This is a genomic window from Planococcus sp. CP5-4_YE, from assembly GCF_019042655.1.
In the GTDB taxonomy this organism is placed as follows: Bacteria; Bacillota; Bacilli; order Bacillales_A; family Planococcaceae; genus Planococcus.
In genome coordinates this window covers 110,241-126,380 of sequence record NZ_JAHPZO010000001.1, presented here as the reverse complement: position 1 = coordinate 126,380, position 16,140 = coordinate 110,241, and the positions used below count along the sequence as shown (strand labels likewise).

The following is a 16,140-nucleotide window of genomic DNA, read 5'->3' as shown; positions in this document are numbered from 1 at the left end:
AATGACTAAAGGGGGGATTTTTTTGTTGGCATCTTTTCGTTTAGAAGGCAAGACCGCAATCGTTACCGGAGCCGGAAAAGGCATCGGGCGTGCGATTGCGTTAGCACTCGGTGAAGCAGGGGCCAATGTCCTGCTGGTCGCAAGGACCGAAAGTGACCTGAAGCAAGTGATGCAGGAAATGGCTAACGATCGCACAGCTTATGCAGTTGCGGATGTGACTGACCGCAATGAAATTCAAACGGCAGTCGAAGCGGCGGTTGAGCGGTTCGGCAAGGTCGACATCCTAGTCAATAATGCTGGGATGAATATTCGTTCGAAACTGGATGATGCGACCGATAGTGAGTGGCATAAAATCATGGATACCAACGCGCAAAGCGTATTCATGTTTTCCCAGGAAGCGGCGAAACACATGACTAAAGGGGCTTCGATCATCAACGTCAGTTCCGTCGGCGGCGACCGTGCCCTGAAAACAGGCGTAGTCTATGCGGCTTCTAAAGCAGCGATTATTCAAATGACTAAAGTGATGGCGATGGAATGGGGCGATAGAGGCATCCGCGTTAATGCGATCGGCCCTTGGTATTTCCGTACGCCGCTTACGGAAAATTTGCTTTCAGACCATGAATACTTGGATTCAATCCTTGCAGTGACACCGCTCAAACGCGTCGGCGAATTGCCAGAAGTAGCTTCTCCTGTTGTGTTCCTTGCATCGGATGCAGCGGGTTATATCACCGGGCAGACTTTGTTCATCGACGGCGGCATGTCGATTCACGGATTTTCCTGAGGATACATCCTTCCAGAGATGGAAGGATGTTTTTCGTTCTGCTGGAAAAAATGATATGATGAATAGAAGTAACGGTGAAGGAGATATACATATGACAGCGACAGACCATAAACAGGAATTAATCGAAACAGCGCATCTTTACCGAATTTTCAAAGATAATGACGACACAGAACGTGAAGAAAAAGCGGAATTATTTGCGCGTAAAATTTTGAAAGACCAATTCATTATCGGGTTTGCCGGCCACTTCTCCTCCGGAAAATCGTCGATGATCAACGCTTTGACGGGCGAGACGCTATTGCCATCGAGCCCGATTCCGACAAGCGCAAACATCGTCAATGTCCATAAGGCTGAAAAAGACTATGCCACTGTCAACCGCAGGGGAGACCGTCCTGTGTATTTCCCTGAAAACTATGATTTCCAGGCGGTCAAGGATTTCTGCAAGAGCGGCGACGTCACGCAAATCGACATCGGACATTCGACTTCCGTGTTGCCAGAAGGCATCACCGTCATGGATACGCCGGGTGTCGACTCAACGGATGATGCCCACAGAATGTCGACTGAATCGGCTTTGCATGTGGCCGATATGGTGTTTTATGTCATGGATTACAACCATGTGCAATCCGAGCTCAATTTCAATTTCACAAAGGAATTGCAGAAATACACGGATCTTTATTTAATCGTCAACCAGATCGATAAGCATCAAGAAAGCGAGATATCATTTGCGGAATTCCAGCAATCGGTTGCGGATAGTTTTGCCGCTTGGGGCGTCGAACCGAAAGGCATCTTTTTTACTTCATTAAAAGTCCACGAATTCCCAGGCAATGAATTCTCCGAAGTGAAACAGCTCGTCTCCTCCGTCATGGACAATTGGCAAGGGCACCTCGGGGAAGCTTCGGCATCTGCACTTCGTCAATTAAAAGATGAGCACATCGGGTTTTTGGAAGATGAAAAAGCGGAGCGGCTGGAAGCCTTCGCGAATGTGTTGTCTGAGGAAGAATGGGCTGCGCGCGAAGACCTAAAAAAAGAACATGAACTGATCAAGCGCCGCAGTTCTGTCCAAGATTACGACAATTGGCGATCGAATTTCGAGAAAAAGCGCAAAGAGCTGCTCGAAAACGCCAATATCATGCCTTATGAAGTGAGGGATTCGCTGAGTCCTTATATAGAAGCGCGCCAACCCGGATTTAAAGTGGGCTTATTGTTCAGCGGCAAGAAAACCGAAGAAGAGCGGGAAAACCGCAAAAAAGACCTTCAAGACAAGCTGTTGAAAACGATCGACTCACAAATGTCAGGCCATTTGAAAAAGTTGATGAAAACATCGCTGCGAGAAGCGGGCTTATTGACAGATACCGAGTCGCTTGAAATCGACAAAATGAAATTTGACTTGCCGTTTTCAGTCGTTGAGGAGAATGTTCCCGAAACGGCAACGATGACGGCGGATACCGTACTTAATGTCAGCAAGAGCCTGACTTCCCAAGTACAGCGCTGGCTCATACAGGAAACCGATCCATGGAAAGCCCGCCAACAGGAGGGCTTCGAAGGACTTCCGGACGATGCGGGAACGGAGATCGACATGAAATCCGAGTCACTTGAACAAAAGGTGCTGGCGATCCGCACGCTCGAGGAAATGGACGAAGCGATTGATAAAGTGAAAAAATCCTTCACTGCCATTTTGCCGAAGCAGATGGATGCGGCAGAAAAACAAGTGACCGACTGGCAGGATGCGTTTCATTTGTCGGCTGAAGACATGGTGGAATTTACACCATCGATGCTCGAACAGGAAGAACAGCAGCAATGGAATAATGGCGACAGCGCCCCGACACACGAACTGGCCTCTTTTGACGAACAGCAAGTGCTGTCGCGTGTGAAACAAACGGCCGATATTTTAGAACCGGTGCGCGGGTTTTCGGAAACGGTAGCCTATTTGAAACGGAAAGCGAAGCGTTTGGAAGGCCAGGAATTTACCATCGCCTTGTTTGGCGCATTCAGTGCCGGGAAATCCTCGTTCTCGAATGCATTAATGGGCGAGACGGTGCTGCCGGTATCCCCGAATCCGACGACCGCGACCATCAACCGCATCCGCCCGGTGACCGACGCCCATCCGCATGAAACCGCTGATGTGCGCTTGAAAGCCGTTTCGGCGATGACGGAAGATGTGAAAAACTCATTTGCCGTTTTCGGCGTGAACATTGAGACGCTGGAACAGGCATATGCAAAAACCGATTCGCTGCCGGATGAAGCAACAACTGAGCAGCAAATCCACAAATCGTTCCTGCTGGCCTTTAAAGGTGGCTATGAAGCATTTTCCGGAAACCTTGGCGAAACTTTGCGAGTAAATCGCGAAGAATTCAGCTTGTATGTCGCTAAAGAAGAACGCAGTTGTTTTGTTGAGGAAATCGACTTTTATTTTGATTGCGAGCTGACTAGAAACGGTGTTACCCTAGTGGACACGCCAGGCGCGGATTCCATCAATGCGCGTCACACGAATGTCGCGTTTGAGTACATCCGCAATGCAGATGCTGTCTTGTTCATCACGTATTACAACCACGCGTTTGCCCGCGCGGACCGTGAATTTTTGATCCAGCTCGGCCGCGTGAAAGACGCATTCGAAATGGATAAGATGTTCTTTGTCGTCAATGCTATCGATTTGGCGAATAATGAAGAGGAAAAACAGGCGGTCATCGATTATGTCGGCAATGAATTACAGAGCTTCGGCATCCGCTTCCCGCGCTTGTTCGGCGTTTCGAGCCTGCAAGCCTTGAAAGATCGCGACATTTCCGGCATGCCGGAATTCGAAGAAAACTTCCAGCATTTCCTGAAAGAAGAGTTGAAAGGGATGGCGGTCCAGTCGCTGTCGGAAGAAGAACAGAAGACAGTGGACCGTTTCCGCAATTTGATTCAGTCGACCGAAAAGAACTTGGAACGTAAAGACGAGCGCCTGGAAGAATTAAAGCAATTGGAGCAGAAAGTCCGTAAACGCTATAGCGAAACGATGGCACCGGTATTGGAACAAGAGGCGAGCCAAGAACTTGGCGAGTTGCTGTATTATGTGAAGCAGCGTGTGTTCTACCGATTCAATGATTTCTTCAAGGAAGCCTTCAATCCCTCGCTGTTCGCAAGGGAATCCTCGAAGCAAGCGCTCGATACGGCATTGCGCGATTTGCGGGAAATGACGGCCTTTGATTTCCAGCAGGAGATGAGGGTGACCAATCTGCGGCTTGCACGATTCGTCGAGAAGAAATTGACGGAACGCTTCAAAGATGATGCTGCCAAATTGAAGGATTGGAATTTAGAGTTTTCATTCCTTCCATATGAAGTGAAAGAAGCTCAACTGCTGGAAGCGGGACAACCGTTTGACGGTGCCGATTATTCAACGGCTAAATCGTATTACAAAAACAATAAGAGCTTTTTCGAGAAAAACGAAAAAGAAGCGATGCGCGACGCTTTGCAAGGAATGATGGAACCGGACGCATCGGCTTATCTGGAGAAAGAAAAAGCCGCGCTTAACGAGTGGGCAGTGTTCTGGATTGAACAGGAAGCGGAAGGGCTGCGTCAGCATTTGCTGCGCCAGGCGATCGAGCAGATCGAATCCGAGCGCAGCTTGCTGCAGCAAAGCGAAATCTTGGCGCAGTGGAAGCAATTGCATGAAAAATTGATGGAAGGCAGGGGATAATATGACTGTTTTTATTGAAACGATAGATACAGAGAATTACCGTTGGATCGATGCGCGTTTTGACTTGAAGGATTCCGCATGGGGAAGCGAAAGCTTTGCGGCGGAACATGTGGAAGGAGCGATCCACTGGGACTTGGAAAACGATTTATCCGATATGGCGTCTGCAAATGGCCGCCATCCGATGCCAAGCAAAGAACAGCTGACGCAATTATTCCAACAAGCAGGATTGGAATTGACGGATTCGATCGTCGTCTATGATCAGGGCGGCTCTCCTTATGCTGCGCGGGCATGGTGGCTGCTGGCTTATGCCGGATTCGAACACGCGTATATTAGCCGCATCGGTTTTGAAGAACTGAAGCAGCAAGGCATTGCGATTTCGAATGAATCCCCTTCATATCCGGCATCAGCGGTGGCGCCGGAATTTCACGATCATTTGCTTGCGACGCGTAAAGACGTCCAGCAAATCGTCGACGGCAAAGAATTGGGCGTCTTGATCGATGCCCGTTCTGCGGAGCGCTATGCCGGCATCAACGAACCGATCGACGCTGTCGCCGGGCGGATACCGGGGGCGCGCAATTACGATTGGTCGCAATTGGTGTCGAATGGGGCATTCCGAATCGACGAAGAGTTCGGCGGCTTGCTGCAGCCGAAAGAACCAGCTGTCGTTTACTGCGGCAGCGGCGTTACTGCGGCTGCACTGTATGCCATGCTTGTGGAAAAGCAGCATGAAGGCCTGAAGCTGTATGTCGGCAGTTATTCTGACTGGATCTCCGATGAGGACAGTGTCGTTGAAATTGACCGCAATGAGCATCCAGAAGCAGCCGATGACCAGACCAAAGCGGTATTGGCGAAACTGATCGAAGAAGGCTACACCGGCGAGATGCTGATGAAGAAATTCGAATACGAGAAATCGCTATTGAATGATAAAAAGTAAATAAAAAACCGGCATTGCTATTTAAGCAATGCCGGTTTTTTCAATTTGTCGAGAAAGATAAGAAATCGTATTTTCCGAAGCTTATCGCTCGCTTTCCTCGGGGCGGGAATCGAGCCTCCTCGTCACTAAAGCGTTGCTCAACTCTCACTACGCTCGAGCATCGCAAATGAATGTGCTCAGCACAGCTTCGCTCATTCATTGCCTGCGGGGTCTCTCAAACCCGCTGATCCCGTAGGAGTCGAGCGAACGCTTCTCCAAATACTTCGAAAGATCATTGATTATTGAATGTAGAAATACCACTCCATTTAATTCGTAATGGATTTATGGACTTCTTCAACACTCTGAAAAAAGACATTGCTATTTAAGCAATGCCGTTTTTCTATGATTTGTTTTTCTTGTTCAATTGGACAGTGATGATTTGGTGGTTCTCCATCTCGCGCACGATAAAGCGGAAGTCGGTCAGATCGATGACGCCGCCTTCTGAAATGTCGGTGTCCATCATCTGGACCCAGCCCCCGACAGTGTCGATGTCTTCACTTTCCTCAAATTCAATCGGGAAGCGGGCTTCGAGTTCTGATAGCAGTACCCGGCCATTGACAAGGAAATTATGGTGATCCAATCGTTTGATGTCATCGGTTTCATCGTGGTCGAACTCGTCGCGGATTTCGCCGACAATTTCTTCAAGGATGTCTTCCATTGTGATGACCCCCGCCGTCCCGCCGTATTCATCGACAACGATCGCCATGTGGACGTGCTGGCTTTGCATACGCAAAAGCACATCTTGGATTGGCGCCTGATCATGAACGAACGGCAAGTCATGGATCGTCAAGCTTTTCGAAAGATCTCTAGCCGTCGTGTAGCTCGTCAATAATTCCTTGATATTAACAAAGCCGATAATGGCGTCTTTATCGCCGTCTTCGGTTACGGGGTAGCGTGTATATTGATGTTCTTCAATAATTTCCATTAATTCATCATGATCCATTTCCAGCGAAATGGTAATCATTTGCGTTCGCGGCAGCATGATGTCTTTCGCCAGCCGTTCATCAAACGAAAAGATGTTTTGCATATACGCCAATTCATTCTGGTTAATCTCGCCGCTCTGGTAACTCTCGTGCATCAAATGCTTCAAGTCTTCCTCGGAATGGCCGTATTCCGGCTGTAAAGTCCTGATGCCGAGTGGCCGCAACAAGAGCCGTGCCGCTGCATTGAGCAGCCAAAGTATGGGGGCGAATATACTGCCGGCAAGACTCAGTGCAGGGGCGAGGCGGAAAGCTGCGCGTTCTGCATACTGGGCTGCCAAGGCTTTCGGCGCCAGTTCCCCGATGATGGCCCGGATGAAAAAGACCAGCAAGAGCACTGTGATATACGCGATTGGCCCTGCCGCATTTGATCCGGCATTATCGGCCAATGCTTGTACAGAAGGCAACTCGGCAATGTTTTTTGACAGCCAGCCAAGGCCGATTGCCGTCACTGCAATACCAAAGCGTGAAACGGATAGATAATAGTCTAAATTATTGCTGATTTTTTCTAGCCAATTGGCATTTTTGCGCCCTTCCGACAAGGCTTGTTCGATGCGCGACAAGCGCACCCGGATGATGGAGAATTCCGCTCCTACAAAAAAAGCGGTAAAAAATAAAAGAATACTTGCGGTTGCGATATAAAGATAAAATATACTGTCCAATTCGTCCCCCATGTCCGGGAGCTCACCTCAGCTTTCTAAAGTTGTGCATAGTATATCATAAATGGGCGAAGCGTGTATCTGCGGGCAGGCGCAGAAAAATTTAGCCGTTTCCAGCCAAACTTATTGAATGCACAGAAAAATATATTTATGATGAACAAAGAGAAAAGGAGTGGTTTTTGATGAAGGTGCTTATTTACGGGGGACAGATTTATACGATGGAAACAGAAGGCGAGACCGTAGAAGCGGTGCTTGTCTCTGACGACCGCATAGAAAAAACAGGGTCTTATGAAGAACTGCGTCAACTAGCCGATAAGGAAATCGATTTGGCCGGCCGTACCATGTACCCGGGGCTAGTCGACAGTCACCTGCATCTGATTCAGCATGGAGAAAAATTGATGCGCGTCGATTTGTCGAAAATCGACAGTTCAGACGGCATGAAACAGCAATTGATCCACTCGACCGAAGGACATACGGGCGATGAATGGTTTATCGGTGAAGGATGGAATGAAAACAACTTCCCAGACCGCAAAATTTTCCACCGCATTGAATTGGACGCCATTTGCGAATCGCCGATGATGCTAAAACGTGTATGCCGCCATGCGGTGCTTGCCAATTCACGCGCGCTTGAACTAGCAGGCATTACGAAAGAAACCGAAGATCCAGAAGGCGGCGTCATTGTACGCGATACGAACGGAGAACCGACAGGATATTTGCTCGATGCAGCCCAGGATCTCGTTGCGAATGTTGTGCCTGAAGTGAGCGTCGATTATTTGACGAAAGCGCTGAAAACTTCAGTCGACGATTTGCTCAAGCTTGGGCTTACAGGAGGCCATACAGAAGATATGGGGTATTACGGCCATTATTCACGGCCGCTGCAAGCTTTCCGAAACGTAATCGGCAAGGAAACGAAATTCCGTGCCCATTTGTTGCGCGCCCATAGTGCTTTTGAGGAAATGATGGAAGACGCCGAGTATTTGGAACCGTTTATCGATCCGGGCCCGATGAAATTATTCGCTGACGGTTCGATTGGCGGCAGGACGGCATTGCTTAGCCGCCCTTACACAGACGACCCATCGACTAGCGGCGTGGCGATTCATTCCGACGAAGAATTGAAACGCCTCGTGTCCGTCGCAAGAAAACACGGGGAAGCGGTTGCGATCCACGTCATCGGGGATTTCGCGATGGAAAAAGCGCTCGATGCGATTGAAGCCCATCCAACACCTGAAGGCAAGCGAGACCGGCTCATCCACGCGATGGTGCTGAGAGAAGACTTGCTTGAACGTTTGAAGCGCCTTGATGTGGCGCTTGATTTGCAGCCAAGTTTTGTGCCTTCGGATTTCCCGTGGGTAGTGGAGCGGCTCGGCGATGACCGTCTCGCGTTATCGTATGCCTGGAAGACGCTATTGGATGAGGGCATCATCTGTGCAGGCGGCTCCGATGCGCCGATTGAGGAAGTCGACCCCCGTCAAGGCTTGTTTGCGGCTGTCGCACGCAGAAAACCCGAAGAGACGCACGAAGGCTATTTGCCAGAACAAAAGCTCAGCCGCTTCGAAGCGATCCGCCTGTATACCTACGGCAGTGCGCAAGCCATTTGCATGGAGCATCGCCGCGGCTTGATCAAAGAAGGATTCGATGCAGATTTCACCGTGTTCGACAGTGATTTGTTTGAAGGGCCTGAGGAGCAATTGCTGCACGCCGAAGTGGAAATGACGCTCGTTGCAGGCGAAGTCATGTATGAGAAAAACGGGGTGGAGGTGTGAAGATGGAAACATTTATCATTACCGGTGCTTCGAAAGGCATCGGCCTTGCACTCAGCAAGCAATTGGCGGATTCCGGCCATCAAGTCATCGGCATCGCCCGCACAAAGCCTGAAGACTGGACGGGTGCACTGTTCATCACCCATGATTTGACTGATATCGCTGGGATTTCCGAAGTCATGTCGCGAGCGGCAAAAGAAATTTCAGCTGAAGCCGAAGCGGTCACTTTGGTCAATAATGCCGGAACGGTCGAACCGATCGGCTTTGCCGCCGCGAACGACGGACAGGACATCGCGAAGAGCATCACCTTGAACTTGACCGCGCCGATGGCTTTGTCTTCCGCTTTCTTGGGCGGGACAGCGTCCTTAAAGGCGCGCCGCATCGTCAATATCTCGTCAGGTGCCGGCAGAAAACAGGTCAAAGGCTGGAGCGCCTATTGCGCCGGCAAAGCAGGCCTCGACCATTACACGACCTGTTTGGATGCTGAATATGAAAATCTTAAAGCGGTTTCGGTCGCACCGGGGATTATCGATACCGGCATGCAAGAAAAAATCCGGGAAAGCGGGGAAGAGGATTTTCCGCAGATTGAGCATTTCCGCGATTATAAGCGCAGCGGCAAACTCAGCACCCCGGAAGACACAGCATCAGGCTTGATCCAGTTGATGCAACGCCCTGATTTCAATGAACTGCCGGTGTTGCTTGATTTAAGGGAGCTGCCGAAATGAAAAAGGGGGAAGCCCAATTGGCTACGAAGCGGGAAAAAATGGAAAAATTGCGTGAAGCGGACCAAGCAGGCGTCGATGTGTCGAGCCCGAAAGCCGTCATCACGCATATGCTCGCACGCGGCGATAAAGATGCTGTGTTGTGGTTTTATAAAAAAGGAAGCGTCGAATTCGATTTTGATACTTACCGCAAGCTTGTTGCGGAATTGAAAGCACATTAAGCCAAAAACCCCCAATCCGCTATTTGTGGATTGGGGGTTTATTATGTGTCGATTCAGCTGAAAGCCAGACGCTTTCAGGATTGGAATTATGCTATAGTTGATGTTAGGAAATGAGTTAATCTTTCAAAAAAGGATGGAATTCAATGGACATGTTGTTATTTATCGCAATTATCGGGGTGGCGGTTTTTGTCGGGATCGCCTCGAAGAAATTCTACGATAAGCCCTATATCGTCAATTTTGGCATCGCGGCTTTGATGATGCTGCTGGTCGTTCAGTCGATTTTGATGCAGCCGATTACGATGCTCGGCTATATCGCGATTGTGGTCTGTTCGATCGCATTCTTTTTTCAAGTGGTGATCGGCTACCGCAATTGGAAAGGCCATAATTATACAAAAGCATGAAAAAAGCAGGTGAAGAGAAATTCTTCACCTGCTTCAGGCTGTCGAGAAACCTCGGCAGCTTTTTTGCGTTTCGCTCCAGCCGGACGCTTTCCGCGGGCACGGCCTCAGCCGCTTCGTCGCTGGCGCTCCTGCAGGGTCTTCGGCTCGCGCTGTTCCCGCAGGAGTCGCCGGCTTCCGCTTCACTGTCGGTTTTTTTGACTACTCAATTCCAGCGAACCGGCGTATACTGACAAAAAGAAAAGGAGTGAGCGAACCATGTTGGGTTCTGTTCAAAATCATCGTCATGACCAAACCACGGTGTCCATTGATGAGCTAGTGCCACGGGATCACTTCCTTCGGACCGTTGACGAGTTAATCGATTTCTCCTTCATTGAACGGATTACGACGCCCTATTACTGTACCGATAATGGACGCCCGTCCATTGCCCCGGTGACGCTGTTCAAAATGTTATTTCTCGGCTACCTCTACGGCATTCGGTCAGAGCGCCAATTGGAAAAAGAAATTCAAGCGAACATCGCCTACCGGTGGTTCTTGGGCTACTCGTTGGTGGACCGTGTGCCGGATCATTCGACGATCAGCTTTAATCGCAAAGGTCGCTTTCAAGACACCTCAGTCTTTGAGGAAATCTTTGACGAGACCGTTCGCCAGGCCCAAGCTGAAGGGTTTGTGAGTGGACGTGTCCTGTTATCCGACTCGACACACGTAAAAGCAAACGCCAATAAAAATAAGTTTTTGCGCGTAGCGAAGACCGAAAAGGCCGTTCGCTATCTCGGGGAACTGGAACAAGCGGTCCAACAAGACCGGGCGGCCCATGGAAAAAAGCCTTAAAGCCGAAATCTATCCGTCCGACTTTGCACAAAAAAGCGTCGTTGACGCGGGTCAGTCAAACGGATCCCGACAGCGGTTTCTTGATGCGGGACCACAAGCCACAAGGTTTCTTCTACCTCGACCACCGGACGGTGGATGCCAAGTACAATTTCATCACCGACACCTTTATCACGCCGGGCAACGTCCACGATACGGATCCTTATCTCGAGCGATTGGAACACCAAACAAAGAAATTCAGCTTTCCTGTCGAAGCCGTTGCACTCGATGCCGGGTATTTCACAGGGCATATTTGCATGAGTCTTCAGAAGGCCGGCATCTTCGTCGCAATGGGCTATCGCCGTTTCAAGAACCAAAATACGAGGCTCCCTAAAAGTCGATTTACGTATGTGGAATCGATGGATGCCTATGCGTGTCCAATGGGATGTAAACTCGCGTACGCCACGACGGATCGGTCTGGCTATCGCCACTATAAAAGCCGAAGGCAAGACTGTGCCAATTGTCCATTGCGTTCCGACTGTTTTTCTGCGAACGCGACACAGCGGACGATCACGCGACATGTTTGGGAGTCTTATAAGAAACAAGTTCGGATCAACACCAACACGGTCAGTGGAAAAAAACTGTACCGCCTGCGCAGCCAGACGATTGAACGGAGTTTCGCCGATGCGAAAGAACTTCATGGTTTTCGATACGCAAGGCGACGCGGGCACCAGTCTGTCCAAGAACAAGCATATCTGACCGCCGCGACGCAAAACATCAAGAAAATGGCCCTCTTGCTTAGCAAGAGGGCCTAAAAATCAACTGGAAACCCATGTATTTCTGACTCGCCAATAGCCAGTCACATACAAAATGAGTTTCTCAACAAGCTGAAGAAACAGGCAGCAAAAGCTGCCTGTTTCTCAGAATGTTGAATAAGTATAGTATCCACTAAAAACCACGAAAAGTAGATGTTTTTTACAACCTAAAAACTAGTGGACTGTATAAGTATTTGGAGAAGCGTTCGCTCGACTCCGGTAGATCAGCGAGACGATCGAGACCCCGCAAGCAGCGAAGCGGCTGAGGAGGCTTGGGCGCGAGCCCGCGGAAAGCGAGCGATAAGCTTCGGAAAATACGACTTCTTGCCTTTCTTTATTTCGCTGCTTCGATAACCGAAGCAACTTTCGTGATGACAAGTTGGCTCCCAAGCATTGGCGATTCTTTTTTCTCTTCGCCTTCCGCTGGTTCAGGACGTTTATGGGCTTGCTTGAAAACATCGCTGGATTTCCAGGCTTCGTAATTCTCTAAGGATTCCCAGTACATATTGACGTTCAGTTCATCGTATTCTTCCAGATCCTGAGTAACAGTAACTTCGACTTTATGGAAGCCTTCCATTTCCTGCAATGCGCCTGGGCGGGTGAAGTTGGGTGCCATTTTTTCAGCAAATCCCGGTTTCATTTTGATACGGTTGGTCACGATATACATAACTGCATGTCTCCTTTTTCAGTGGGATACGAGATACTCCCACTGTATCACAGAGCTCGATGATTTGTCCGCAACGAGTCTTGTTAAGCCTTGGCTGTGCCGCGTCTTTTCTCACTTTGATCGATCAATTTCGAGCCCGCCAAGTCACCTGTCACATTGAGCATCGTAGCGCCCATGCCGACAAGTGCATCGATCGCGGTGAGGAGCGCGACGGCCTCCATAGGCAAACCTAGCTGGACGAAGACGGTGGCGATCATGACGATACCAGCGCCTGGAATGCCGGCGGTTCCGATGGTAGCAAGCGTCCCAATCAATACAACCAGGAACATTTCAGATAAGCTTAAGGGATCGCCAATGATATTGGCGGCAAATATGGCCGAAACGGCAATGCGGATGGCTGCCCCGTCCATATTGATCGTCGCGCCGAGCGGCAGGCTGAAGCCATACAGGCTTTTCGGAATCTTGAGCCCGCGTGCCGCCTCTAATGTCAAAGGCAAGGTGCCGGAGCTGCTTTGCGTAACAAACGCCGTCAGCATCGGTGTCCGGGCTTGCTTGAAGAAATGCAGCGGATTGACTTTGAACAACAGCATCGCCGCAGTGTAGATTCCAATCTGGACCGCAATGGCAATGTACAAGACGCCGACCATACCGAGCAACTCTTGTAGCGTGTTCAATCCTTGGGAACCGACTGTCTGCGCCATGATGGCAAAAATACCGATCGGCACGTATTGAAGGATGGCTTTCAAGACGAGCAAGGTCGCTTCATTCAATGCATTGATGGTTTTCATCAAGTGATTGCCAAGTTCGCCGAATTCCGAAGAGCTTCTCATATAGGAAATGGCAATGCCGAATGCGAACGCCGTGAAGATGATCCCAAGCAAGTTCATTTCACTGAATGCTGCGATGATATTGGACGGCACGATGTTCAACAGGACACTCGCAAAGCCTGGGTTGTCCGGAACATCAAAGGTTTCCGACCCGTCGAGCTGCATGCCCGACCCCGGCTGGAAAATGCTTGCGACCGTTAAGCCGACCATGATGGCGAATGCCGAACTGAGTGTATAGAACAGGAAGACTTTTCCGCCCATTCGGCCAAGGTCGCCGATTTTCGATTGGTTGATCCCGACGATCAAGGTGAAGAAGATGAGCGGCACAATCAAGAAGGTCAAGAGCCGCAAGAGCAAATCGCCAAGCGGTGCCAAGACGGCCGTATCTGGCCCGAAGATCAAGCCAACGATAACACCGAGGATAAGTGCTACGGTGATTTTTAAGATAAGCGATACATTTGCATAGGATTTCCAAAGAGCTTTCATAAGCGCCTCCTTTATTTTTCTTTTATTTTTTAAAAACCATATCAACTTAGTCGGATTTGACTTAATTACGATAGCGTATGCCCTTTGTTTTGTCAAAGAAGCGAACTCGGCAGGAGAACGAGGCGCAAAAGTCGAAAAAATGATGAACGAGTCGATGGTTATCAGAAAACTTAAAAATATTCTATAATTTCCCAAAATCTCGTGATACGATAAAGCTAGTAGCATAATGTATTTCGGTGTTGAGCAGAAAGGTGAGGCGATAAAATGAATGGAGTCGGTGAAACAGGCGGAATGGGGTATTACGAAGCGCAATACGACTGGGTGTGGCCGCTGATTGGCTTTATTGCGGTCACAGTCTTGGCAATCATGGGCGTGAACTGGATCTTGCGCAAAATTTTAAGGGTCGAGCGCAAGAAGTTCTTCTCCAATTCATCGAATTTCGTCAATAAGCGCCACGAAAAAGTGGATGCCTATTTCCGTTGGGGAGGGGCAGCCGTTTCCATCGGAGCTCTCTTTGCTTTTCAAGAGCACAGATCCTTTCTTCCGGTCATTGCGTTGTTTGTCATCAGTGGCATCCAAGGAGCCTATACAATGTATATGGAAAGAACTTATGCCGACAATCCGAATGATTATAAATACAGCTTTCTTCAATTTGTGACCGGTACAGTAATTGTTGGTACGTGCATGGTTGCCTTTTTTCCAGATTTTGCCGAAGTCATGCTTGATGATATCCGTCTACTAGCCGGTCTTGTTAATTAGATAAGGAAAATATGGAGGAGTGCGGAGTGGTTCATCAAGGAAAAGTGCAGCGCTGGCTGCTCGTCATCATGTTATTAGCTGTCAACTTGCCACCGCTGCTCTTGAGTTCGTTTGCAAACGGATTTGCATTGTACTTTCAATTATTCGTTACGGCATTGATTGTACTGGCTTTTTTCATCAAAGCGCGTGTCAAAGTGCGTGACAGCAATATTATTTACCGTGTCGAATTATGGGGCTTGCCGCTTTATTATAAAACGATATATACAGAGGAAATACGCCGCATTGAGTTCAAGCGCAGCAATTGGGCGTCGAAAGTAGCTCTGGTCCGTGTGAAAAAGGGCATCGATTTGCGCTTCGCTTTATTCGGCGACGGATTATTTGAGGATTTATCGCAATTTGCTAAGCGCAACGATTTGGAGCTCCGGAAGTCCAAAGATTACCAAACCATCGAAAAGCTTGGCAATAAGAGGCTTCCTTAGTAGAAGATTTCTGAAAAATGTTTCACGTGAAACGGTGAAAGGGGCAAGTCGATATGGAGTTGGAGAGCGGGCGCTTGCTGCTGCGCCGTTACCGCGATGAGGACTTTGAATTCTTGTATTCCTTGTTGAAACAGCCGGAAGTCATGCAGCATATCGGAGACGGCAAAGTGAAGAGCCGCCAGCAAGCTTTGGAATTTCTGTACTGGATTTACCGCATGTACAGGGAACATCCGGAGCACGGTTTGTTTTTACTGGTGCGAAAAGAAGACGGCAAGCGGATCGGCCATGCCGGGCTGGTGCCGCAATCCGTAAATGGGCAGACGGAATTTGAAGTCGGCTACTGGCTTGCACCGGAATTCTGGGGCTTTGGCTATGCCCGTGAAGCTGCAGGGCTGTTGTGCCAAAGAGGCTTCACACTGCACGGGCAAAGCGCACTCGTTTCACTCATTCAACCGGACAACCAAGCTTCGCAGAAAGTAGCAAAAGCACTTGGCATGGAATGCGGTGAACCGGTTTTACGCAACGGACAATCCGTACTCGTTTACCGGGTACAAAAGGAGCGATGGCATGCAGTTTCCCACACTTGAAACGGAGAGGTTATTGCTGACGGAAATTAGAGAGCAGGACACGGACCGTTTTTTCGCGCTCTTGCAGCGTGAAGACGTAACGTATTATTACGGTATGGACCGGCTGATGGCGAGAGAGGAAGCGCTCGAGATGATCCGCGCTTTTCGCGTCGTGTTCGAATTCATGCGCGGCATGCGCTGGGGCATTCGCTTGCGCGGGGAAGAAGAGTTGATCGGGACGATTGGCTTGAACCAGCTTCAGCTGCGTTCGAAAAAGACTGAAGTCGGCTATGAATTGCATCCGGATTATTGGCGTAAAGGGCTGATGGAAGAAGCGCTTTCTGCGGTACTCACGTATTGTTTCGAGGAGCTGGGCTTGTATCGTGTAGGTGCCACAACTTATCCGGCCAATACCGGGTCGAACCGGCTGTTGAAAAAATTAGGCTTTACGGAAGAAGGGCAGCTCCGTGGCTATTTGTATCAACGCGGGGAGTCACACGACGCACTGGTTTTTTCGCTGTTGGCCCCAGAGTGGAAATTACAGCATGAGAGAATTGATAAGTAGAA

15 protein-coding genes are annotated in these 16,140 nt (G+C 49.3%); 12 read left to right on the top strand and 3 right to left on the bottom strand.

Going from position 1 to position 16,140, the window contains the following annotated elements:
- Positions 1-22 precede the first annotated feature (22 nt).
- The 3 genes from KTG14_RS00640 to KTG14_RS00630 all read left to right on the top strand — a co-directional run bounded on the left by KTG14_RS00640 (position 23) and on the right by KTG14_RS00630 (position 5,388).
- A complete protein-coding gene (locus KTG14_RS00640; protein ID WP_254177913.1) occupies positions 23-781 on the top strand; it encodes an SDR family NAD(P)-dependent oxidoreductase in 759 nt (252 codons plus the stop codon).
- A gap of 91 nt (positions 782-872) precedes the next feature.
- The gene (locus tag KTG14_RS00635; protein WP_216968430.1) at positions 873-4,454 is read left to right on the top strand and encodes a dynamin family protein; all 3,582 of its coding nucleotides are present in this window, start codon (positions 873-875) and stop codon (positions 4,452-4,454) included.
- Between the two features lies 1 nt (position 4,455).
- A complete protein-coding gene (locus KTG14_RS00630) occupies positions 4,456-5,388 on the top strand; it encodes a sulfurtransferase (RefSeq protein WP_216968428.1) in 933 nt (310 codons plus the stop codon).
- Between the two features lie 379 nt (positions 5,389-5,767).
- Here KTG14_RS00630 and KTG14_RS00625 read toward each other — a convergent pair whose 3' ends face one another.
- Positions 5,768-7,081, bottom strand: coding sequence for a hemolysin family protein (locus tag KTG14_RS00625; protein ID WP_254177912.1), 1,314 nt, complete (start codon positions 7,079-7,081; stop codon positions 5,768-5,770).
- Between the two features lie 167 nt (positions 7,082-7,248).
- Here KTG14_RS00625 and KTG14_RS00620 point away from each other — a divergent pair, with 167 nt between their 5' ends.
- The 5 genes from KTG14_RS00620 to KTG14_RS00600 all read left to right on the top strand — a co-directional run bounded on the left by KTG14_RS00620 (position 7,249) and on the right by KTG14_RS00600 (position 11,789).
- Positions 7,249-8,829 (top strand): amidohydrolase, encoded by a 1,581-nt coding sequence (locus KTG14_RS00620; protein ID WP_216968426.1) that lies wholly within the window; start codon positions 7,249-7,251, stop codon positions 8,827-8,829.
- A gap of 2 nt (positions 8,830-8,831) precedes the next feature.
- Entirely contained in the window at positions 8,832-9,551 is a 720-nt protein-coding gene (locus KTG14_RS00615) for an SDR family NAD(P)-dependent oxidoreductase (RefSeq protein ID WP_254177911.1), read from the top strand.
- A gap of 17 nt (positions 9,552-9,568) precedes the next feature.
- Positions 9,569-9,769 (top strand): hypothetical protein, encoded by a 201-nt coding sequence (locus tag KTG14_RS00610; RefSeq protein ID WP_254177910.1) that lies wholly within the window; start codon positions 9,569-9,571, stop codon positions 9,767-9,769.
- 143 nt (positions 9,770-9,912) lie between these two features.
- Positions 9,913-10,170, top strand: coding sequence for a hypothetical protein (locus KTG14_RS00605; protein ID WP_216968422.1), 258 nt, complete (start codon positions 9,913-9,915; stop codon positions 10,168-10,170).
- 255 nt (positions 10,171-10,425) lie between these two features.
- Positions 10,426-11,789, top strand: a protein-coding gene (locus KTG14_RS00600) for an IS1182 family transposase (protein WP_374939895.1) whose coding sequence is annotated in 2 segments (ribosomal slippage) — positions 10,426-10,993 and positions 10,993-11,789 — 1,365 coding nt in all. Because the reading frame shifts where the segments join, the coding sequence is not laid out codon by codon here.
- 334 nt (positions 11,790-12,123) lie between these two features.
- Here KTG14_RS00600 and KTG14_RS00595 read toward each other — a convergent pair.
- Complete coding sequence (locus KTG14_RS00595) at positions 12,124-12,456, bottom strand: heme oxygenase (RefSeq protein WP_216968418.1); 333 nt, start codon at positions 12,454-12,456, stop codon at positions 12,124-12,126.
- An 83-nt stretch (positions 12,457-12,539) separates the two neighbouring features.
- Positions 12,540-13,769 carry a dicarboxylate/amino acid:cation symporter gene (locus KTG14_RS00590; RefSeq protein ID WP_216968416.1) on the bottom strand — a complete coding sequence of 410 codons (1,230 nt, stop codon included), beginning with the start codon at positions 13,767-13,769 and terminating at the stop codon, positions 12,540-12,542.
- Between the two features lie 264 nt (positions 13,770-14,033).
- Here KTG14_RS00590 and KTG14_RS00585 point away from each other — a divergent pair, with 264 nt between their 5' ends.
- The 4 genes from KTG14_RS00585 to KTG14_RS00570 are packed head-to-tail and all read left to right on the top strand — an operon-like array spanning position 14,034 to position 16,138.
- Positions 14,034-14,528, top strand: coding sequence for a DUF4181 domain-containing protein (locus KTG14_RS00585; RefSeq protein ID WP_216968414.1), 495 nt, complete (start codon positions 14,034-14,036; stop codon positions 14,526-14,528).
- A gap of 26 nt (positions 14,529-14,554) precedes the next feature.
- Entirely contained in the window at positions 14,555-15,007 is a 453-nt protein-coding gene (locus tag KTG14_RS00580) for a hypothetical protein (RefSeq protein WP_216968411.1), read from the top strand.
- Positions 15,008-15,060: 53 nt separating this feature from the next.
- Entirely contained in the window at positions 15,061-15,594 is a 534-nt protein-coding gene (locus KTG14_RS00575) for a GNAT family N-acetyltransferase (RefSeq protein ID WP_216968409.1), read from the top strand.
- Positions 15,575-16,138, top strand: a complete 564-nt coding sequence (locus tag KTG14_RS00570; RefSeq protein WP_216968407.1) for a GNAT family N-acetyltransferase — start codon at positions 15,575-15,577, stop codon at positions 16,136-16,138. The genes KTG14_RS00575 and KTG14_RS00570 overlap by 20 nt, the downstream gene beginning before the upstream one ends.
- Positions 16,139-16,140 lie beyond the last annotated feature (2 nt).

Bases quoted from the DNA above. Each gene is read 5' to 3' on its own strand.
- KTG14_RS00635 (WP_216968430.1), top strand. From the start codon at position 873: ATGACAGCGACAGACCATAAACAGGAATTAATCGAAACAGCGCATCTT.
- KTG14_RS00625 (WP_254177912.1), bottom strand. From the start codon at position 7,081: ATGGGGGACGAATTGGACAGTATATTTTATCTTTATATCGCAACCGCA.
- KTG14_RS00620 (WP_216968426.1), top strand. From the start codon at position 7,249: ATGAAGGTGCTTATTTACGGGGGACAGATTTATACGATGGAAACAGAA.
- KTG14_RS00615 (WP_254177911.1), top strand. From the start codon at position 8,832: ATGGAAACATTTATCATTACCGGTGCTTCGAAAGGCATCGGCCTTGCA.
- KTG14_RS00590 (WP_216968416.1), bottom strand. From the start codon at position 13,769: ATGAAAGCTCTTTGGAAATCCTATGCAAATGTATCGCTTATCTTAAAA.
- KTG14_RS00575 (WP_216968409.1), top strand. From the start codon at position 15,061: ATGGAGTTGGAGAGCGGGCGCTTGCTGCTGCGCCGTTACCGCGATGAG.
- KTG14_RS00630 (WP_216968428.1), top strand. From the start codon at position 4,456: ATGACTGTTTTTATTGAAACGATAGATACAGAGAATTACCGTTGGATC.
- KTG14_RS00585 (WP_216968414.1), top strand. From the start codon at position 14,034: ATGAATGGAGTCGGTGAAACAGGCGGAATGGGGTATTACGAAGCGCAA.
- KTG14_RS00570 (WP_216968407.1), top strand. From the start codon at position 15,575: ATGCAGTTTCCCACACTTGAAACGGAGAGGTTATTGCTGACGGAAATT.
- KTG14_RS00605 (WP_216968422.1), top strand. From the start codon at position 9,913: ATGGACATGTTGTTATTTATCGCAATTATCGGGGTGGCGGTTTTTGTC.
- KTG14_RS00595 (WP_216968418.1), bottom strand. From the start codon at position 12,456: ATGTATATCGTGACCAACCGTATCAAAATGAAACCGGGATTTGCTGAA.